Origin of the sequence: Clostridium thermarum, from assembly GCF_006351925.1 — a bacterium.
In the GTDB taxonomy this organism is placed as follows: domain Bacteria; phylum Bacillota; class Clostridia; order Clostridiales; family Clostridiaceae; genus Clostridium_AU; species Clostridium_AU thermarum.
On record NZ_CP040924.1, the window covers coordinates 3,663,741 to 3,683,411 of the forward strand.

Annotated in this window: 17 protein-coding genes, 1 pseudogene and 1 other annotated feature; of the genes and pseudogenes, 4 read left to right on the forward strand and 14 right to left on the reverse strand. The window is 38.0% G+C overall.

The window, feature by feature from the left end:
- Positions 1-48 precede the first annotated feature (48 nt).
- From FHY60_RS16910 to FHY60_RS16940, 7 genes and pseudogenes are all read right to left on the reverse strand, one after another.
- Complete coding sequence (locus tag FHY60_RS16910; RefSeq protein WP_139906118.1) at positions 49-894, reverse strand: MBL fold metallo-hydrolase; 846 nt, start codon at positions 892-894, stop codon at positions 49-51.
- The gene (locus FHY60_RS16915; RefSeq protein ID WP_139906119.1) at positions 891-1,028 is read right to left on the reverse strand and encodes a YbaK/EbsC family protein; all 138 of its coding nucleotides are present in this window, start codon (positions 1,026-1,028) and stop codon (positions 891-893) included. Before FHY60_RS16915 ends, FHY60_RS16910 begins: the two co-directional genes overlap by 4 nt.
- 20 nt (positions 1,029-1,048) lie before the next feature.
- The gene (locus FHY60_RS16920; protein WP_139906120.1) at positions 1,049-1,975 is read right to left on the reverse strand and encodes an alpha/beta hydrolase; all 927 of its coding nucleotides are present in this window, start codon (positions 1,973-1,975) and stop codon (positions 1,049-1,051) included.
- 39 nt (positions 1,976-2,014) lie between these two features.
- Positions 2,015-2,191: pseudogene (locus FHY60_RS16925) on the reverse strand (DapH/DapD/GlmU-related protein); the annotation flags it as partial.
- Between the two features lie 182 nt (positions 2,192-2,373).
- Positions 2,374-3,024 carry a phosphatase PAP2 family protein gene (locus FHY60_RS16930; RefSeq protein ID WP_139906121.1) on the reverse strand — a complete coding sequence of 217 codons (651 nt, stop codon included), beginning with the start codon at positions 3,022-3,024 and terminating at the stop codon, positions 2,374-2,376.
- A gap of 259 nt (positions 3,025-3,283) precedes the next feature.
- Positions 3,284-3,484: an alpha/beta-type small acid-soluble spore protein gene (locus tag FHY60_RS16935; RefSeq protein WP_139906122.1), complete on the reverse strand. Its 201-nt coding sequence runs from the start codon at positions 3,482-3,484 to the stop codon at positions 3,284-3,286.
- A 101-nt stretch (positions 3,485-3,585) separates the two neighbouring features.
- On the reverse strand, positions 3,586-4,656 hold the full coding sequence (locus FHY60_RS16940; RefSeq protein ID WP_139906123.1) for a M24 family metallopeptidase: 1,071 nt from the start codon (positions 4,654-4,656) through the stop codon (positions 3,586-3,588).
- Between the two features lie 478 nt (positions 4,657-5,134).
- Here FHY60_RS16940 and FHY60_RS16945 point away from each other — a divergent pair, with 478 nt between their 5' ends.
- The 4 genes from FHY60_RS16945 to FHY60_RS16960 all read left to right on the forward strand — a co-directional run bounded on the left by FHY60_RS16945 (position 5,135) and on the right by FHY60_RS16960 (position 10,074).
- On the forward strand, positions 5,135-6,229 hold the full coding sequence (locus FHY60_RS16945) for an ABC transporter ATP-binding protein (RefSeq protein ID WP_243154678.1): 1,095 nt from the start codon (positions 5,135-5,137) through the stop codon (positions 6,227-6,229).
- The gene (locus tag FHY60_RS16950) at positions 6,226-7,137 is read left to right on the forward strand and encodes an ABC transporter permease (protein WP_139906124.1); all 912 of its coding nucleotides are present in this window, start codon (positions 6,226-6,228) and stop codon (positions 7,135-7,137) included. The genes FHY60_RS16945 and FHY60_RS16950 overlap by 4 nt, the downstream gene beginning before the upstream one ends.
- Positions 7,138-7,139: 2 nt before the next feature.
- Positions 7,140-8,981 carry an extracellular solute-binding protein gene (locus FHY60_RS16955; protein ID WP_139906125.1) on the forward strand — a complete coding sequence of 614 codons (1,842 nt, stop codon included), beginning with the start codon at positions 7,140-7,142 and terminating at the stop codon, positions 8,979-8,981.
- A gap of 247 nt (positions 8,982-9,228) precedes the next feature.
- Positions 9,229-10,074, forward strand: a complete 846-nt coding sequence (locus tag FHY60_RS16960) for a hypothetical protein (RefSeq protein ID WP_139906126.1) — start codon at positions 9,229-9,231, stop codon at positions 10,072-10,074.
- A gap of 200 nt (positions 10,075-10,274) precedes the next feature.
- Here the strand turns inward: FHY60_RS16960 and carB are convergent, their stop codons facing one another.
- From carB to FHY60_RS16995, 7 genes are all read right to left on the reverse strand, one after another.
- Positions 10,275-13,499: a carbamoyl-phosphate synthase large subunit gene (carB, locus tag FHY60_RS16965; protein WP_139906127.1), complete on the reverse strand. Its 3,225-nt coding sequence runs from the start codon at positions 13,497-13,499 to the stop codon at positions 10,275-10,277.
- Positions 13,500-13,531: 32 nt separating this feature from the next.
- The gene (carA, locus tag FHY60_RS16970) at positions 13,532-14,575 is read right to left on the reverse strand and encodes a glutamine-hydrolyzing carbamoyl-phosphate synthase small subunit (RefSeq protein WP_139906128.1); all 1,044 of its coding nucleotides are present in this window, start codon (positions 14,573-14,575) and stop codon (positions 13,532-13,534) included.
- Between the two features lie 348 nt (positions 14,576-14,923).
- A complete protein-coding gene (locus tag FHY60_RS16975) occupies positions 14,924-15,121 on the reverse strand; it encodes a small, acid-soluble spore protein, alpha/beta type (RefSeq protein WP_139906129.1) in 198 nt (65 codons plus the stop codon).
- A gap of 109 nt (positions 15,122-15,230) precedes the next feature.
- Positions 15,231-16,094, reverse strand: coding sequence for a DegV family protein (locus FHY60_RS16980; RefSeq protein ID WP_139906130.1), 864 nt, complete (start codon positions 16,092-16,094; stop codon positions 15,231-15,233).
- A 292-nt stretch (positions 16,095-16,386) separates the two neighbouring features.
- Positions 16,387-16,962 carry a Uma2 family endonuclease gene (locus tag FHY60_RS16985; RefSeq protein ID WP_139906131.1) on the reverse strand — a complete coding sequence of 192 codons (576 nt, stop codon included), beginning with the start codon at positions 16,960-16,962 and terminating at the stop codon, positions 16,387-16,389.
- 93 nt (positions 16,963-17,055) lie between these two features.
- The gene (aspS, locus tag FHY60_RS16990) at positions 17,056-18,342 is read right to left on the reverse strand and encodes an aspartate--tRNA(Asn) ligase (RefSeq protein ID WP_139906132.1); all 1,287 of its coding nucleotides are present in this window, start codon (positions 18,340-18,342) and stop codon (positions 17,056-17,058) included.
- Between the two features lie 149 nt (positions 18,343-18,491).
- Positions 18,492-18,819 (reverse strand) — a binding site (T-box leader).
- Between the two features lie 30 nt (positions 18,820-18,849).
- Entirely contained in the window at positions 18,850-19,437 is a 588-nt protein-coding gene (locus FHY60_RS16995; RefSeq protein WP_139906133.1) for a hypothetical protein, read from the reverse strand.
- Positions 19,438-19,671: the final 234 nt, after the last annotated feature.

The following is a 19,671-nucleotide window of genomic DNA, read 5'->3' on the forward strand; positions in this document are numbered from 1 at the left end:
AAAAATTGCTTTGCAATTTTCATTCTTTGTATCCAACCCATACAGCTCTTATAGCTCAACCTCCATACCGGTACATAAGTATTCTATGTTATCCTGCAACTCATCTTTTAGTATTTTGTACGGTTTCTTGCCTGTGCAGTGGCAGGTGTAGATCTTTTCAATGTTATAGCTTGATAGTTGTTTAGCCAGTGCTTTTATAGTGGCTTCCGACTCGGCATAGAGGTTTAAGCCGGGCATGCCAACCAAATGAAATCCTCCTATAACTGCTTGGATAGGAAGTTGTGGAAGCTTAGCTATTGTTGTTTCTATCATATTTACTACTCCATTGTGACTGCACCCGGTAAGTATTACAAGCTTTCCATTGTTATTAAAGGCTAAAATCAGCTCATGTTTAAAGTCATCCTCGCAAAGCTTGCCATCCTTTTTCATAAGCATCTTTTTATTAAACCTTACCCATGGCTCTTTTTTCATGATATCAGTAATTATAAATATGCCTTGAGATATTTCTGTGGTTTCATTTATGAGATTGATTCTGTTTCCACCCTTTTCAAATATAGCCTGTGGCATAGTAACTTCTATACTTTTAAAAAAGAGCTTAACAAAGTGTTTCTCACCTGCTCTGATGTGCATAAATATTCTGGCCTTTTTATTTCTCTCCAAAAATTTTAACAAGCCTCCGGCATGGTCCATATGGCCGTGAGAAATAACTACTGTATCAATATCCTCTATATTTATTCCAAGCTTATCTGCATTATTTATGAATTCACCGGTTGCACCGGTATCAAATAATATATTCTCTCCATTGTAGTTAATAAACATAGAAATCCCGTTTTCCTTTACTAGTTCCGGGCAAGTCTCTAATTTTTCATTTTCGATTAACATTCTTATTTTCATGCCTGTACCTCTCTATCTTTATCATTTATAAGCCCAAATGGCGTAACGAAACCGGCTTCTACCCCCAGACATTTATGCAGCATTTCCTCAGAAACAAATCTCAGTCCCTTTAATCGCAATGCTTTTGTAGTCATACCGTATCTCCTTATATGTGCTAATCATCAATCCTTTCATCCATCCAATTCAACATATCCTCGAACACCTTCAACTTCTCTATTTCATTAAAAATTTCATGTCTCATTCCCTCATATAGCCTTAAGGTTATATCCTTTATTCCCACATCAGTAAATACATTGCAGGTTTTTCTTACCATCTTTCCCCTACCGCCCACTTGATCATCTTTTCCGGATATAATAAGCACAGGTAAGTTCTTTCTCATTTTTGATATATTTTTGTGGTCCGTTATAAATAAAAGTCCTTTGAACATATCTTTAAATGCCGCTGCAGTGAAAACAAAACCGCACCGTTCATCAGCAAGAAATTTATCCACTTCTTTCTTATCGGTAGACAGCCAATCGCACTTTGTTCTAGCGGGCTTAAAGCCTTTATTAAAAGAATCGTAGGACATTTTATATATAAATTGGCTTCTAAACTTAGGACCTCTCCTTTTTATTTCAAGATTTGCTGCAAAAAGCCCCAGCCTTAGTAAAAGTCTTGGATTATGTGCAGTACCTGAAAGGATTAATGCATCAATTGTTGTACCATACAAAATGGCATAATGCCGGGCCAAAAACGATCCCATGCTGTGACCTAGCATTATTACTTGCTTACCGGGGTTTTCCTGATGTATCCTATCATTTACAAGCTTTAAATCTTCTATAAGCTTCTCCCAGCCCTTTTCTTCAGCAAAAAATCCCAAATCATCAATGTTGTCTTCAGTTTTTCCATGCCCTCTGTGGTCATGGGCATATACTATATAACCTCGGGAATTTAGAAACTCGCATATGTCCTCATATCTGCCGGCATGCTCACAGGATCCATGTACTAACTGCACTACTCCCTTGATATTATTGGCATTATCCCACTTATACATATGTAATCGCTTGCCATCTTGGGTATATATATCAAATTCTTTTTCCATGATTAGCTTTCTCCTTTAACACTTTTATGCTTACTATATCTACTTAATAATTTTGTCTCTCTCTGTAATCTGCCTAATAACCCTGCAAGGATTACCGGCAGCAACTACATTAGGAGGCACGTCCCTGGTTACTACACTTCCAGCTCCAATTACGCTATTTTCGCAGACGGTCACACCAGGTACTATAATAACACCGGCTCCAATCCAAACATTGTCTTTTCTGTGTCATATTGTTCTCTTCATTCTAATTGATATCCCCCCTGTTAGTCACTTTTTAGATAAAAATAATCTTAACCAAATTATAACATATAAAGTACCTTTTACAAATGAATGTAATTATACTTCATCAACAAAAAGAGCCTGAGACATTCATCTCAAGCTCTTTTGCATAACTTATATTAACCTTCCAATATCTTAGATCTTCTCTTCCACAGAGTAAGTACAATTCTCTTTAATCCCGGTACTGCATTAAATATAACCTCTGCCAAGTATAATCCTCCTATGATATCAATAACCACATGCTGCTTTATAAACTGGGTGGATAGGATTATCATGACGGAAGTAAATATAACAAAATATTGAACCTTCTTGCTTTTATTTTCAAGGGCATTTACTCCCATTACCATCAGATGACTCTCAAGTACGTGAAGGCTTGGGAAACAATTATAGGGCTGATCATTGCTGTAAATCAACCTAACAAGTACTGAAAAAATATCATCTCCTACTACCTCAGGTCTTGGAACATGAGTCTGGAATACATAGAATATTGCAAAGGATGAAATAAATCCAAGAATTATACTGGTCAAGGTTCGATAATAGACTTTCTTATCCTTTAGGCATAGATATACCATAGTCAATACAATAAAAGGATACCAGGCAATATAAGGTATTATAAATTCTTTAATAAAGGGAACCTTATAATCAATAGGTAAGAAAACCATCTGAGCACCATTCTTAGCATTGTTGAACAATGGATAAAAAGCTGATACCGCAGGTATAGCCAGCATAAACATAAGATGCTTCCAATTTTCTTTTATTTTACTCCACATTAAAAAATTCACTCCCAATCCATTGTTATAAATATATTATAAAGGACAACTCTTCATTATCCTATACGTAATTTCTTACATTTTTCTTAACAAATTATTATATGATAAAATCTCAAAACTGCTTCATATACATATATATTTTACAAAAAAAATCTCTAATGTGAATACTTTTTTATAAACTTTACATTATAAATTATGTAATTTTTGCATTAAAAAAAGACACTCCAACCGGAGTGCCTTCTAGCTAATTGTCAGATGATTATAGTCCTTTTTCGTAAGCTTCAACCATTTTCTTAACCATTGTTCCACCAACATAACCATTTTGTCTGGAAGTAAGATTGCCTTTATCAGTAGCTTCATAGTTAGCTAATCCTATTTCGCTAGCTACCTCAGCCTTAAATCTGTCTAATCCCTGTCTTGCTTGTGGAACTAATACTCTGTTGTTATTGTTTCTTGCCATCTGTGTTACCTCCTTTTATATTGTTTTGTAGTATAAGTTTGTGCAGTTTTACAGCTAATACACTATGAAAACAGAGGCAAGCTATCCATGTTTTTCTAACATTAAATTACTTGTAATTTTTTTGTATAGTTATTTAGTACTTCATGGCCATTTTCTGTAACAAGCACTAAGTCCTCAATTCTAACTCCAAACTTTCCTGGAAGATATATGCCCGGTTCTACTGAAAAAATCATTCCAGGCTCAGCTACCATTTTATTAACAGAACTTACATCCGGAAACTCATGAACCTCGACTCCAATATTATGACCAGTTCTATGTATAAAATATTCACCATAACCTGCTTTTTCAATTACATTTCTGGCAGCTTTGTCTATATCACAAAGTCTTACTCCCGGCTTTACCGCTTCAATTCCCTTTCTGTTAGCCTCTAACACCAAATTATATACCTTGGAAGCTTCCTCGGAAGCATTCTTATAAAATACAGTTCTTGTCATATCAGAGCAGTAATAGTTTGTTATGCCACCAATGTCTATAATAACACTGTCTCCCGCCTTAATCACCGTATTGTCAGAAGCATGATGAGGTTCTGCAGCATTTGCTCCATAGGCAATCAATGGATAAAAGGAAAAGCTATAGGTATTATGTTTTTCATATAAGTCTGCAAGCAGCTTACAGATCTTCTTTTCCTCATGGCCTTCCTTTATGAGCTCCATCACCTCAGCCATCACTTTATCGTTCACCTTGGAAGCTTCTCTCATCAGATGGATTTCTTCAGCATCCTTTATCATTCTTACCTCATCCAAAATAGGAGAACCGTTAACAAAAGTCAAACCACTTTTCTTTTCCATTAATCTTATTAAAAAATGTGATGGCCAAGTTTTATCAATACCAAGTTTCTTGTCTTCTATTATATCAGCCATCAGCTGAACAGCATCCTCTCTGTCGTTATAAACAAGCTTTTCCAGCCCTGCTTGCTGCTCTAGTGGGAACAGCTCGTTTATAATGAGCTTACATTGTCCATTAGTATTGATGTACAGTGCAAGCATTCTCTCCCCGGATTCTATCCATTTTCCTGTCAAATAAAATATTGATGCTGCAGATGAAACAATCATTTGATCCAGGTTGTGCTTCATCATATTCGCCATTACTCTATGCAATCTTCCATTATTCATATATATCGCTCCTCATATAATAAGTTTACTTTATATTTAGTATAGGGGATTGGAAAAGATTTTAAAAGCATCATTATTTATACCAAGCTTAACAAACTATTTATATACCAACTATCAGTATAATTATAAGTACAAGACACTAAAATCCCCTCAATTTATCTTGCTGTCTTCTTCAGTGTAAGATATCGAAATATATCCTAAATGCTGAATATTTTTAACGTAAATAATCCCGTGTTAACACTGATGGCTATACGATTTCCTGCATATACTTTAAACATAAAAAATTATTGAAAAGTTAATAAAATTTTATTGCAGTTACCAAATATATATGATATAAATAATTGATATTATAATTATACAGCGGTTGTGTAATTATAGTAGAAATTGGGAATAAACCTTTTCCTGGCACCTGCTGCCACGGAGGGGTTTTTGTACTTTATAAATAATTTAGCTGTATGTAAAAAGGAGTTGATACGGAGTGACACACTCAATGGTAAAGTTGGAGCACGTTGTAAAGGTTTTTGATGATGACGATCATGACAAATCACACGCTGCAGTTAATGACATTTCTCTGGATATAAGAGAAGGTGAATTTATTACCATTTTGGGTCCCAGCGGATGTGGTAAAACTACAACCCTGAGAATGATTGCCGGCTTTGAAAAATGTACAAGAGGCACTGTTTATATCGATAATGAGAATGTTTCTGAAAAGGCACCCTACGAAAGAAAAGTAAACACAGTTTTTCAGAGTTATGCCCTTTTTCCTCATATGAATGTTTTTGATAATATCGCCTTTGGTTTGACCTTAAAAAAGGTTTCCAAAAGTGAGATTAAAGAAAAAGTTAATGCTATGTTGAAAATTGTTCAGCTAGAGGGAATGGAGAACAGAATGCCAGACCAGCTCAGCGGTGGTCAAAGACAACGTGTAGCTATCGCCAGAGCTATTATAAATAATCCTAAGGTTTTACTTTTGGATGAACCCTTAGGAGCCCTTGACCAGAAACTTAGAAAGCAGATGCAGGTAGAGCTGAAGCATTTACAGCAGCAGCTTGGAATAACCTTCGTATTCGTTACTCATGATCAGGAAGAAGCCCTGACTATGTCAGATAGAATTTGTATAATGAATAACGGAAGGATAGAACAGCTTGGCACGCCAGATGAAATATATGAAAGACCCGCTACTAAATTTGTGGCCGATTTCATTGGTGAAACCAACTTATTTGATGCTAGAATAAGTGGTTCTTCAAATGGTAAGTTTAGTGTGACCTTAGAAGATGGACAAGAAGTCTTCTTAAAAGAAACCAATGGCAAGATTAATGATCCTATATGTTTTGCTATAAGACCGGAAAGATTGAAGCTAAAGGCAGCACCGGAAGTCAATGATTCCTATTTAAAGGCCAAGTATAAGGAAAGAATATATATCGGATCAGTTATAAGAACTATCGTTACCTTAAAAAATGGTAAGGATGTAATTGTAAGCGAACCAGCCGGAGACGTGTACAGTATAGCAAATAGTGAGAGCGACCTATTTGTTACTTGGAATCCGGAGAATGCGGTGGTGATCAGCGCATGAATACGGAATTAAAGAATTTAGAACCCCCTCCTGGGGCCGCCAGAAAACTTCGCTTACCCAAAAGATTTATAGGAATTCTTTCAACTTTAGGACCGGTTATGACTTGGATGCTGGCATTCTTCGTTGTGCCCATAATCCTTATAATTATCATGAGTTTTTGTAAAAGAACTGCCGTTGGAACTATAGATTACAGCTTTACCTTGGGAAACTTTAAAAAATCCATTGACTTGGGTTATTTAAAGATTCTGGGTAACTCCCTTTTTATATCATTGATGACTACAATTTTATGCCTGTTATTTGGATATCCCTTTGCATATTTTGTTGCAAGGTCTTCAAAGAAATACAGAAGTATACTGCTTATGCTTATAATACTACCCTTCTGGACGAACTCTCTCATAAGAACCTATGCATGGATTATCCTGCTTCGTACAGAAGGTATTATAAACACCTATTTAATGAACTTTGGCTTGATAAAAGAGCCGCTGAAGATGCTATATAATGAAGGGGCTGTTTTACTTGGAATGGTTTATACCATGTTCCCCTTTATGGTGCTGCCTCTTTATTCTACCATTGAAAAGCTGGACTTTTCACTGCTGGAGGCTGCTTCTGACCTTGGAGCAAATCCCAGAAAGACCTTCTTAAAGGTTACTTTACCGCTGACAAAGTCCGGTATATTGTCCGGCTGTCTGCTTGTTTTCGTTCCTACTTTGGGCTTATTCTTTATCCCGGACCTTATGGGCGGAAGCAAAATAACCTTGATAAGCAATTTGATAAAGAATCAATTCCTGCAATCCAGAAACTGGCCTTTTGGTTCTGCAGTTTCAATAATTATTATGCTGATAATGTTTGTCCTTCTTAAGCTCTTTACAAGGTTAGGCGGATCAAAGGATAAACTGGAGGTGATGTAGAAATGAAAAAGAACTCAAAATTACTTTCTTCTTACAGTATACTGATATATTTATTTCTATATATGCCTATTTTGATTTTGATTCTGTTTTCCTTTAATGAGTCCAAGCTTAACGCAGTGTGGACAGGATTCAGCCTGAAATGGTATAAAAATTTATTCACTAACTACACCATTTTGGAAGCTCTGAAGAATACCTTACTTATAGCAGTGACCAGTACTATTTTATCGGTTATGATAGGAACTATAACTGCCGTGGGAATGTACCGCTATAAGTTCAGGGGTAAGGGCATATTGGATGCGGTACTCTTCGTGCCCATAGTTATTCCTGAAATAGTTATGGGTATTGCCATGCTCTCTTTCTTCTCCATGCTTCAGAAGGTAATTGACTTCGAGATGGGCTTAATCACACTGATAATTGCCCATGTTACCTTCAGCGTTTCCTATGTAGTAGTGGTAGTAAAGTCAAGATTGCAAGGCTTTGACAAGCATCTTGAGGAAGCCGCAATGGACTTGGGTGCAACCCCCTTGCAGACCTTCTTTAAGGTTACTTTACCGGTTATAATGCCAGGTATAATATCCGGAGGTTTGCTGGCTTTTACTCTCTCATTGGATGATGTAATAATCAGCTTCTTCGTGGCAGGGCCCAAAAGTACGACCTTGCCGCTGAAAGTTTTATCCATGGTAAAGTTCGGTGTTACTCCGGAAATCAATGCGCTTTCTACTATTATGCTGCTGTTTACCGTGGTGATCGTTGTTTTAATGGAGCTCTTAAACAAAGCTTCAGCCCATAAGAAGAAAGTACTGCAGTTTGCCTCAGTATTCCTTGTGGCCATAATAGCCATGTCTTCCGGAGTATTTGCCTTGGCTCACAGAGGACAGAAGCCACAGGAAGAGCTGAATGTATTTAACTGGTCAGAATATCTTCCTCAGTCTGTTATAGATAAGTTTGAGGAAAAATATAATATAAAAGTTAATTATTCCACCTTCTCCTCCAACGAGGAAATGCTGGCAAAGCTTCAGGCCGGCGGTAATAATTATGACCTTGTGGTAGCCAGCGACTATATGGTGGAAGCACTGCTGAAACAAGACCTTTTACAGGAGTTAAACTTAGATAGCATACCGAATCTCAATTATATGGATTCCAAGTATCTCAATAATGACTTTGACCCCGGAAATAAATATAGTATACCTTATATGATGACCACTGCTGCCATTGGTGTTGATACTTCAAAAGTAGACTTTGAAGTAAAGGGCTATGCTGACTTGTGGGATCCAAGACTAAAGGGCTCCCTTGTTGTTTTGGATGACCAAAGAGCTATAATCGGTATGACCTTAAAGAAACTTGGCTACTCTTTAAATGAAACAGATCCACAGGCTCTTGCAGAAGCTGAAAAAGAGCTGAAGGCTCTTCAAGCAAATATCAAAGCCTATGACAGTGACAGTCCAAAGACCCTGCTTATAAACGGAGAAGCCTCTGTGGGCTTTGTATGGGGAGCAGAAATTTCCCTGGCCCAGAGAGAAAATCCTAATATAGTGTGTATAATTCCGGAGGAAGGTTTGTTTCTTCAGTTGGATAACTTCGTAATACCAAAGACTGCAGGCAATGTCAAAGCCGCAGAGCTGTTTATGGACTTTATAATGCAGCCGGAAATAAGCGTAGAAATATCAAAGGAATTCCCATATGCTAATCCAAACCGTGGTGCTTGGGAACTTATGGACAAAGCAATTCTGGAGGATATTGCAGTTTATCCGCCGGAGGAAGCCGTTAAGAAGGGTGAGCATCTGAAGGATATTGGTGAGGCTATTGAGGCCTTTGATAAGGTTTGGTCTAGTATAAAAGAATAATACAACATTTGAATTTTAAAAAAGATAGAGGTTCGATAACATCGATACCCCTATCTTTTTTTAGAAAATTATCAAGCCAAATAAGGAGAAAAAAATAATGCGCTATAGATTAGCTAATTAAGAGAATTGTTTAAAAAGATGTGACTTAGAATTAAAAAATTTTCATTATTTGGGTCAACTTTCTATACAACTGTATATTAAATAGCTAAGAAAATGAGTTAATGGTTTAAAGAGGAGGAAATAAACAATGGCAAATTTTAAGCAAATTGATATGAGGTTTTGGCAAAATGATTTTGTTCTGGGGCTTACACCGGAGGAGAGATATTTTTACATGTATCTTGTTACCAACACTATGACTACCAAATGCGGCATCTACAAGTTTAACCACAAGGTTGCTGAGCTTGAAACAGGCTATCCTGCTGAAGTGATAGAAAGGCTGCTGCAAGGCTTTGAAAGCTACGGCAAGATAGTAGTATCCAAGTCCACCAAGGAAATCATGATAGTAAACTGGTTTAAACATAACTTTAAGAACAGCAAGAGGGCGATTCAGGAAATCAAAAAGGAACTTAAGGATGTAAAAAATAAGGAGTTTATAAAGGTGCTCTATGATATCTGTTTGGAAAGAGACTATCCGGTTAAAGAGATATTTAGCGGCATTCTATTACCATGCGTTGAAAATACAGTTGATGATAAGATAGAAGTGGACAAGACTCAAACTGCTGAGAAGCAAGAAGTGGAAGTTATTGATAGGAAGACTGTAGATGCAGAAAATGTGCTTGCAGCAGAAGAAGATTTGGCAACGGAACTAACGGTGGTTGAAGAGGAAACATTGCTAGAAGAAGTTCAGCTGGCAGAGGAAGAAAGTGGGCCAGCGGAAGAAGCAAAAGAAATAGTCATAGATGCTCAGAGGGACAAGCCGTTCATGTTTTGGAGTTTAGACCAGCCAGATGAGGATCTAGAAGATGAGATAATTGAAGAAGTGGTAGCTGAAGACATAGTGTATGAAGAGGAGGAGGAAATTATTGAGGGGACAGTCATTGCGGAATGGAACTTTTTTGAGGAAAATGATGACAGTGAGAGTGGGACAGGCTAGAAGATGGCGAGAGCCCCACTCATCACAAGTAAGGATTATCTTCGAACTTCCCACTGGTCATTCCCTCTGTTAAAACTTTTCAGTCCATTATATATAATTCCTAATAAACTTATGTAGCTCAATGAAGGGAAGAACATTAAGAATAGTGGGATTAATACTCATATACGTCTTTATCTCTTCTATAGATAATCCTAGTTCTTTCAAAAAGTATGTCTACCCATATTAAACACTTCCATATGCTCAAGCTTCATCTCAGTTCGGAGCCTTGCAGTTACCTCCACTAAAGCCTTCATAGTATCCAGGGCTGTGATAACCTCAATGTTCCTTTCTATGGCGGTTCTTCTTATGATAAAACCATCTCTATGGGAGTCGTTTCCCTTGGTAGGAGTATTTATAACCAAGTCTACCTCTTTGTTCTTTATAGCTGTAAGTATATTTGGCTCTCCTTCTTTAAGCTTCTTAACCTCTTTTACTTTAAGTCCCGCCTCTCTTAACAGCTTTGCAGTACCGCTGGTGGATATGAAGCTGTAACCAAGTCTTTCGAGACCTTCTGCTATTTCTAAAAACTCTTCTTTATCATGATCATTTACCGTAGCAAGTACAACTCCCGTATTGTTCTCAAGCTGCATATCTGCTGCCAAGAAGCCTTTGTAAAGCGCTTCATAAACATTACGGCCTATTCCCAGTACTTCACCGGTGGATTTCATTTCCGGTCCTAAGGAAACTTCAACTCTCGGAAGCTTTTGTGTAGAGAATACCGGCACCTTTACTGCCACAATATCCGGTTCCTTGTAGATATCCACGCCGTAGCCTAGGTTCTTGAGATTTTCCCCAAGCATTACTCTGGTTGCAAGCTCTACAATTGGAACTCCGCTTACCTTACTGATGTATGGTACCGTTCTGCTGGCTCTTGGATTTACTTCTATAACATATAGTTCATTTTCGTACTCGATAAACTGTATGTTGATCATTCCTCTGATGCCTATGGCAACAGCCAGTTTCTTTGTGTACTCCAGTACCTTTTCCTTTATAGCAGCGGATACATTTTGCGTAGGATATATAGTAGTACTGTCCCCGGAATGCACCCCAGCCCTTTCAAGATGTTCCATTACTCCCGGTATCATGACATTTTCACCGTCACATATAGCATCTACCTCGATTTCTCTGCCCATAAGATACTTATCTATAAGCACCGGATTCTTCCTGTCCTTTTCAAAGGCATTTTCCAGATAGTATTTTAATTCCTTTTCTCCGTAGGTTATTTCCATTCCTTGACCGCCAAGTACATAGGATGGTCTTACAAGCACTGGATAGCCTAGAAGTTCCGCTTGCTGTAAGCCGCTTTCTACATTCCAGATTGCCTTTCCCTTTGGCCTTGCTATATTCAGCTTTTCCAAGAGGGCGTCAAACTTCTCCCTGTCCTCTGCGGCATCTATCTGCTCAGAACTCGTTCCAAGGATATAAATATCCTTTTCCTTTAAGAACTTAGCCAGCTTTATAGCGGTCTGCCCTCCAAACTGAAGTATTACCCCATAGGGCTTTTCCTTGTCTATGATACTAAGCACGTCCTCCTCTGTGAGAGGTTCAAAGTACAGCTTTTCGGATATATCGAAATCCGTACTTACAGTTTCCGGATTGTTGTTTATAATTATGGTTTCTATTCCAAGCTTTCTTAGTGACTTTACTGCATGTACTGAGGCATAGTCAAACTCTATTCCCTGTCCTATGCGGATTGGCCCGGACCCGATAACCACAACCTTTTTTCTTTCTGATACTTCCACTTCATCGTAGTCACTGTAGGTTGAATAATAATAAGGTGAAAAGGCCTCAAACTCACCGGCACAGGTATCTACCATCTTATATACCGGGGTTATATCCCACTTCACTCTGAGCTTATAAACCTCATCAGGGCTTACCTTTAACAAGTCACCGATACCTTTATCGGAAAAGCCCATTCTCTTAAGCTCATAAAGATATTCTCTTTCTAATTTCTTCACTGAAAGCTTTTTAAGCTCCTCTTCTTTATCCACAATATGCTTTATCTTGTTCACAAAGAATATGTCTATACCCGTTATTTGAGATATCATTTCCACCCTGTAGTTCCTTCTTATCATCTCTGCCAAGGCAAAAATTCTTTCATCATCCGGAGACATCACCTTGTCCTTCAATTCCTTTAGGGAAAGTTTCCTCATACCCTTGTGCTCTAAGGTGTACTTTCCAAGTTCAAGGGACCGGATAGCTTTAAGAAAAGCAGCTTCAAAATTACTGCCTATAGCCATTACTTCCCCGGTGGCCATCATCTTTGTTCCCAGCAGTCTGTCTGCATCATAGAACTTATCAAAGGGCCATTTAGGAATTTTCACTACTACATAATCTAAGGCTGGCTCGAAACAAGCGTAAGTCTTCTTAGTAACGGCATTTTTTATCTCATCCAAACCATAACCTAAAGCAAGCTTTGCTGCTACCTTTGCTATGGGATAGCCTGTAGCCTTAGAGGCTAGTGCAGAAGACCGGCTCACTCTAGGATTTATTTCTATTACAGCATACTCAAAGCTGTCCGGATTCAAGGCAAATTGTACATTACAGCCCCCTTCTATTCCTATGGCATTTATTATGTCTATGGAGGCCTTTCTCAGCATCTGGTATTCCTTATCAGAAAGGGTCTGGCTAGGTGCCACTACAATACTGTCTCCGGTATGAATTCCCACCGGGTCAACGTTCTCCATATTACATACGGTTATACAATTGCCATACCTATCCCGCATAACCTCATACTCTATTTCCTTCCAACCTTTAACGCTCTTTTCCACAAGAACCTGTCCGATAGCACTTAAAGCCAGTCCCTGTCCAAGAATTATCTCCAGTTCCTCTTCATTATTGGCAATTCCGCCGCCGGTGCCCCCTAAGGTGTAGGCTGGTCTTACGATAACAGGATACCCTATCCTTCTGCTGAACTCCTTACCGCTTTCTATGTCGGTAATTATCTCGCTTTCTATACAGGGCTGCCCTATCTTCTCCATCTCATTTCTGAAAAGTTCCCTGTCTTCACCCTTTTTTATAGACTTGATAGAAGTTCCTATAACCCTTACACCGTACTTAGCCAGAACTCCTTTATCATATAACTCTACCGCCAAGTTAAGCCCTGTTTGCCCACCCATGCCGGCAAGCAAGCTGTCCGGACGTTCCTTGGCTATTACTTTCTCAACAAAGTCTGCCGTCAGCGGTTCTATATAGATCCTATGGGCTACTTCCTTATCTGTCATTATGGTAGCAGGATTGCTGTTTATTAAAATAACTTCTATTCCTTCCTCTTTAAGAGCCTCACAGGCCTGGGTGCCAGAATAGTCAAACTCCGCCGCCTGTCCTATAACTATTGGGCCTGAACCTATAACTAAAACCTTTTTTATACTATTATCTCTTGGCATATCAATTACCCCCAAACATCATTTTTATTATGCTAAACTGTCAGAAACTTATCAAAAATGCCGTCAACATCCTTAGGTCCGGGACACGCTTCCGGATGAAACTGAACGCTGAATATGGGCAGAGCATTGTGCCTCATGCCTTCAACAGTTCCATCATTCAGGTTTACATGGGTTACCCTAACATTTTCAGGTAATTTCTCTACATAATAACCATGATTTTGTGAGGTTATGTGTACTCTGTTTTCTTCTAAATCCTTAACGGGATGATTGCAGCCCCTATGGCCAAACTTCAGCTTTGCAGTCTTCCCCCCCAAGGCTAAAGCAAGTAGCTGATGGCCCAGGCATATGCCTACTATAGGTTTCTTCCCTATTAATTGCTTTATATTTCCTATGACTTCCGGTAAATCCGCTGGGTCTCCCGGTCCATTGGACAAGAACACAAGGTCCGGATTCACTTTTAACACCTCTTCATAACTTATATCTGAAGGGAATACAGTCAATTTGCAGCCCCTGTTTTTAAAGGATCGGATTATATTGGACTTTATACCGAAATCTATCACCGCCACGTGCTTACCTTGTCCTTCTATGGTATAGACCTTTTTTGTTGTAACCTGCTTAACAGCGTCAACATTGGAAAAGGAATTAAGCTTATCCTTTATATATCCTTCACTTAACTCCTCCAGGGTAATGATACCTCTCATGGTGCCGCTATTTCTTAACACCTTTGTAAGGGCTCTGGTGTCTACTCTTTCCAGACCTATAATTTTATGATGCTTCAGGTAGTCACTTAGCTTTATTTCACATCTGAAGTTATTTGGATAATCACAGACTTCTCTCACAATAAAGCCCTTAACCTTAGGGCTTAAGGATTCTGCATCCTCTAAATTAAGGCCGTAATTTCCTATAAGGGGATAGGTCATAGTAACTATTTGTCCATAATATGATGGGTCTGTTAAGACCTCCTGGTATCCTGTCATTCCGGTGTTAAATACAACCTCTCCCACGGTTTCTTCTAAATATCCAAAGGCTCTTCCTTCGAAGACCATTCCATTTTCTAGGATAAGCTTTGCTTTCATGATAAATCCTCCTCAAAATACATACTCAAAACCAAAGAAGACAAAACAAAGGGATAATAAAGAGAAAAGGTCAAAAGCCTATCTCTTCATCATCCCTTACTATCATCAGTATCAAATTTTATCCCATAGAAATAATAGTCTCCATGACAAAAAAACATAAACATATATATACTCCCTTTCTGGCCTCACAGGACCAATTTAAAGTGTATTCTCATAAAAATTCTAATAGATATTGGTTAAACTGTCAATGGGAAAAGGGGCATTAGTTGACGCACTCTTGAAATTTATTCCACTTTCTCTTCCTCTGTGATGGCATTAAAGTCTTAAACTGCCTACAAGGTCTGCAAATTACTGCATATCCTTTTGTACCAACTTATTTTCGAATTTTTTCACCGCCTCTCTGGTGAAGTTTCCTCCCTGGGCACCGCCAACTTCCCCACAGACTCTGGAGGGCATGTTTCCCCAGTCTCCGTCCTTTGGTACAGTTATTCCCATTGCTTGGGCTTGTTCTGTTTTGCTATGTAGCTGATTAATCTTTTCATCCATAGTTACACCACCTTACATTTTTACTGTTCCAATTTATTATCTGCAGATATATAATTTTTTATCAAAAAGTAAAGGCTGCACCAAAAATCTTTAGTGCAGCCTTTATATTCTATCGCATATCTCTTTCAGTATAATAAACAAGTCCAATTGCGCCGGGACCAACATGTAAGCCTATCACCGGTCCGATGTCGCATATTTGTACGTCTATTTTAGAACCCAGCCTTTCTTTTATCATATCAACAAGCGCACTGGCTTCGCTTATACAATCTATGTGATGAACGGTGATTTCTCCAATTCCATAAGTGCTTATATCACTTACCATCTTTTCAACCATAGCTGCCACAGCATTTTTCTTAGTTCTTACCTTTGTAAATACAGCTGTCTTTGCATCCTCCACTGTTAGAATAGGAATTATCTTTAGTATACTTCCCAATAGTGCACTGGCAGTACCAATTCTGCCTCCCTTTTTAAGATACTTCAGTGTATCAGGAATAAATAAGAACCTGCTTCTTTTAATATTAGCCTCTGCCTCTGCCTTAACTTCCTGCAGACTCTTCCCTTCTTTTGCTGCTCTAGCTGCCACTATTGCAGCATAACCTAGTTGCATACTATTGGAGCGTGAATCCACTATTTCTATCTGAGCATGGGGATATTCCTCCAATACCATTTCCCTTACCATATGGGCGGAGGAGTATGTTCCACTCATTTCGGAAGATATGAAAATGCATAGAAGACTGTCACCTTTTTCAACCACTTTTACCATTTCTTCCTTCATTTCTCCCACTGAAGGCTGTGAGGAAACCGGGATTCCCTTTTTCTCCATTTTGTCATAAAAACTTTCGTTATCTATATCAATTTCCTTAAAACTTTCATCCTCAAATTTTACACTTAAGGATATCCTTCTTATATCTAATTCTTCAAGAATATTATTTGCTATATAGCTGGTACTATCTGTTAATATTTTTACTGCCATAAATTCATCTCCAAACTCAATATATTCGTTTTATTATAACACTGATGGTATTGATTTTTCTAACCTCCAAACACAAATTGCTTGATATATAATTACGTTCTATAACTTCAATATTTAATTATGTAGTTTTCATTACTATAACATCTATGTATCAATAATATCATCTTATGGTAAATATGTCAAGAATAAGGATAAAAAAAGTACCTATCCGCTTATGCGTATAAGCACTTTCCTGAAGTCTTGAGCATTTGGCTTGCAATTCTTTTCTTATGTTTGAATCAATCATTATAAATTATAATTCCAGTACAGAAAAATCTATTTCCAGGTTATCAAAAATACCTACCTTAACTTTATCTCTAAAAGTATAACTTTCTGGGGCTGCGTACTGGGAGTTATTATCAAGCCTATAAACTAAAATGGTCTTATTCATTGGATTTACAATCCAATATTCCCTCACCTTATGAATATTATACAAATTTAGTTTTTTAACATAATCCGTTGATGGATTAAAGGGAGAAACTACCTCAATGATTAAGTCCGGAGAACCAATACATCCTTTATCCGTTAACTTAGTTCTATCACAAATAACGGATATATCCGGCTGAACAACATTTCTGGAGTTTTCAAGGTCTTTGCTTTTGGTCAGTATCACATCAAAAGGGGCTGGATATACCTTACACTGACCCTTATTGGATTTAATGTAACTGTTTACTACAGTTATAAGCTCTGATATAATTTCTTGATGCAGCCTTGAAGGTGCCGGAGCCATGTCATAAATCTGTCCATCTATAAGTTCAATCCGTTGATTTTCTGGCAAACCTTTATAGTCAGCATAGGTGTATAGTTTTTGCTCTGTAGCAGTAGACATAAGCAGTTCTCTCCTTTCTATTAAAGTTTCTATTATTTTAAGTATATCATATTATTTAAATAATAAACTATAGTTTCTCATAAACTTTACATATTAAGGTACTAATCTGCTTCTGTCTCTAGGGAATAAGGTTGTCTCTCTGACATTGCTTATGCCCAGTAGCAGGGCTAAGAATCTTTCTAAGCCAATTGCAAGACCACCATGGGGAGGTACGCCATACTTAAAGACATTGACATAGCTACTGAAGTCCTCAGGGTTTAGACCTTTGCTCTTGAAGCTTTCCACCAGCATATTATAGTCATGGATTCTTTGACCTCCGGAGGTAATTTCCATCCCTTTGAATATCAAGTCAAAAGATCTGGTACCCTCTTCGCCCTTTGGCATAGTGTACATAGGCCTCTTTTTTCTGCTGTAGTTAGTGACAAATATGAAGTCTGAATTTAACACATTCTTAGCATACTGGCTTAAAAGTTTTTCCCCTTCAGGGTCTAAGTCATTGTCAGTGATAACCTTATTGAAGTTATCCCTGAGTATAGCTAGGGCCTCTTTAAATTCTATTCTTGGTATAGGTGCTGATATTTGTGAAAGTTCAGCTTTTAATAGTTCAAAGTATTGGGCCGCCTCTGTAGATAGTTTTTCCAATATATATTTAAGCAGGCCCTCTTCCATGTCCATAACATCATTTTCGTCTTCGATAAAGCCCATCTCCAAGTCCATGCTTGTGTACTGGTTTAGGTGTCTGCTGGTGTCATGCTCTTCTGCCCTGAAGAAAGTCCCTATTTCAAAAACCCTTTCATAGCCTGCAGCTACCATCATCTGTTTATAGAACTGAGGACTTTGAGACAGATAGGCATTCTTTCCAAAGTAGTTTAGTTTGAACAGTGCAGTACCACCTTCAGCCCCCTCGGCAACGATTTTAGGAGTAATAATTTCAGTAAAACCTTCCTTAGATAAAAACTCCCTGAAGCCAGTCAAAATAATATGCTGAATTTTAAATATGGCATTTTTCTTTGGATTTCTAAGACTTAATACTCTGTTATTAAGCATGGTTTCAAGGGAAACCTCCAGGTCTTCCTTGTTGATCTCCAAAGGCAGTTCTTCTTCAACCTTGTTTAACAATTTGATGCCGCTAACAACCAGTTCATATTCATGTAGCGAATTTTTCCCAGGCTGCACCACAGCCTCCAATTCAACAACAGCCTCATTTTTAATCCCACTTATATCAATACTTTTATCCACCACGCACTGTACTAAGTCACTTCTGTCTCTCAATATTAAAAATGTGACACTCTTCAGGGCTCTGATTCTATGAACCCAACCTTTAACCATTACCTTTTCATTCAGCTTTTCCTTAAGATTCTTTAACAATACTCTTTCCATTATTCTGCTCCTCCTTCATTAATTATTCATCAAAAAAAGCCTCCGCTCCCTGTTAGGAGCGAAGACTTAATCCGCGGTACCATCCTAATTCATCCTTAATAATAGATAAAAGAGGGGCATTTTTTATAAAATAAAAAACCCACTCCCGGTGTAGGAGTGAGTTTATGCTCACGGTGCCATCCTGCTTAATCTATATACTAAAGATTAACTCTATGCCCTTTAACGGTGGCTTCCGATTTATTCTACAGGAGGATGTGAAAACATAGCTATTCTTTTTTGCGGGCCGCTCGTGGGTTACCACGTGCGGTGTAGCAAAATTTATAGAATAGCTTTTTTCACGGCCTCTTCGATTGCATCTCAGTTCAAATAAACATCTCCGGGATGTCCTTCATTAATAACTTTTCTGTGAAGCTCTCACCATCCTTCACTCGCTTTGAGTACTCATATATTAACTACTCTTCCCATCATGGATTTTTATAACTATTTAGAAAGATTCTACACCCTGTTTTATTTCGTGTCAATAGGAATACATTTATTTTCTTCCAATATTGCCTTTACATCAAATCTATTTAGTACTCCCGGATCTGCAAAGGAAATTACATGAATCCAAAACTTGCTGCCACCCTGTTGTATGTTAACAGTTACGTTCTCCGGAATCTGCCCAGGTAAAAATTTTATCTCTTTAATGGCGTTATCCCCACAGTAGGCATAGTGCCATTCATTCTCAAACACTGAATCCTCAGTAGAGGAAAATCTTTTAGAGCCTCCTCCTTTTATCCACGCAATGCTGGTAAAATGGGGGTCTACTGTGTCGTCGCCTCTAAAACTAGATACCTTCCAGAAGCCAAGTCTGTTTTTAGTTACTATAGACAGGGTAATTTTACTGTCCTTTGAGCTGGTTTCTATAACCTTAAATTCTTCATCATTAGTACCAAAATCATGTTCAATAATTCTCACGTAATTAGAGTTTAAACCCGCCATGCGAAGAGCAATTGAAAAACTGTTCGCTCTTATGATAAGAGCTATTATTGCAATAAATAAAATCGCTGCAATAGCAAGTTCTCTCTTATTGATCTTTAATGCCAGCTGATCCAATTTTTTAACACCTCTTTTTAACTAATCATATACCTATAACTCTTAGTATCTCTGTACTATTTATCGATCAAGTATACTGCCTCTAAAGATAATTTAAGCGTAATGATAGGAAGTTCCTTCATCTCTCAAGGCACTGGTAGGAATAATTACTTAGTTCTGGGCAAAATCCTTCAAGGCGCCACAACTGCCGCAGCCAATAATCTGCTTTAGTCCATAACCTATTAAGAAATCTAA

Bases quoted from the DNA above. Each gene is read 5' to 3' on its own strand.
- carB (WP_139906127.1), bottom strand. From the start codon at position 13,499: ATGCCAAGAGATAATAGTATAAAAAAGGTTTTAGTTATAGGTTCAGGC.
- FHY60_RS16935 (WP_139906122.1), bottom strand. From the start codon at position 3,484: ATGGCAAGAAACAATAACAACAGAGTATTAGTTCCACAAGCAAGACAG.
- FHY60_RS16955 (WP_139906125.1), top strand. From the start codon at position 7,140: ATGAAAAAGAACTCAAAATTACTTTCTTCTTACAGTATACTGATATAT.
- FHY60_RS16980 (WP_139906130.1), bottom strand. From the start codon at position 16,094: ATGGCAGTAAAAATATTAACAGATAGTACCAGCTATATAGCAAATAAT.
- FHY60_RS16975 (WP_139906129.1), bottom strand. From the start codon at position 15,121: ATGGATGAAAAGATTAATCAGCTACATAGCAAAACAGAACAAGCCCAA.
- FHY60_RS16960 (WP_139906126.1), top strand. From the start codon at position 9,229: ATGGCAAATTTTAAGCAAATTGATATGAGGTTTTGGCAAAATGATTTT.
- FHY60_RS16910 (WP_139906118.1), bottom strand. From the start codon at position 894: ATGAAAATAAGAATGTTAATCGAAAATGAAAAATTAGAGACTTGCCCG.
- FHY60_RS16985 (WP_139906131.1), bottom strand. From the start codon at position 16,962: ATGTCTACTGCTACAGAGCAAAAACTATACACCTATGCTGACTATAAA.
- aspS (WP_139906132.1), bottom strand. From the start codon at position 18,342: ATGGAAAGAGTATTGTTAAAGAATCTTAAGGAAAAGCTGAATGAAAAG.
- FHY60_RS16930 (WP_139906121.1), bottom strand. From the start codon at position 3,024: ATGTGGAGTAAAATAAAAGAAAATTGGAAGCATCTTATGTTTATGCTG.
- FHY60_RS16950 (WP_139906124.1), top strand. From the start codon at position 6,226: ATGAATACGGAATTAAAGAATTTAGAACCCCCTCCTGGGGCCGCCAGA.
- FHY60_RS16940 (WP_139906123.1), bottom strand. From the start codon at position 4,656: ATGAATAATGGAAGATTGCATAGAGTAATGGCGAATATGATGAAGCAC.
- FHY60_RS16920 (WP_139906120.1), bottom strand. From the start codon at position 1,975: ATGGAAAAAGAATTTGATATATATACCCAAGATGGCAAGCGATTACAT.
- FHY60_RS16915 (WP_139906119.1), bottom strand. From the start codon at position 1,028: ATGACTACAAAAGCATTGCGATTAAAGGGACTGAGATTTGTTTCTGAG.
- carA (WP_139906128.1), bottom strand. From the start codon at position 14,575: ATGAAAGCAAAGCTTATCCTAGAAAATGGAATGGTCTTCGAAGGAAGA.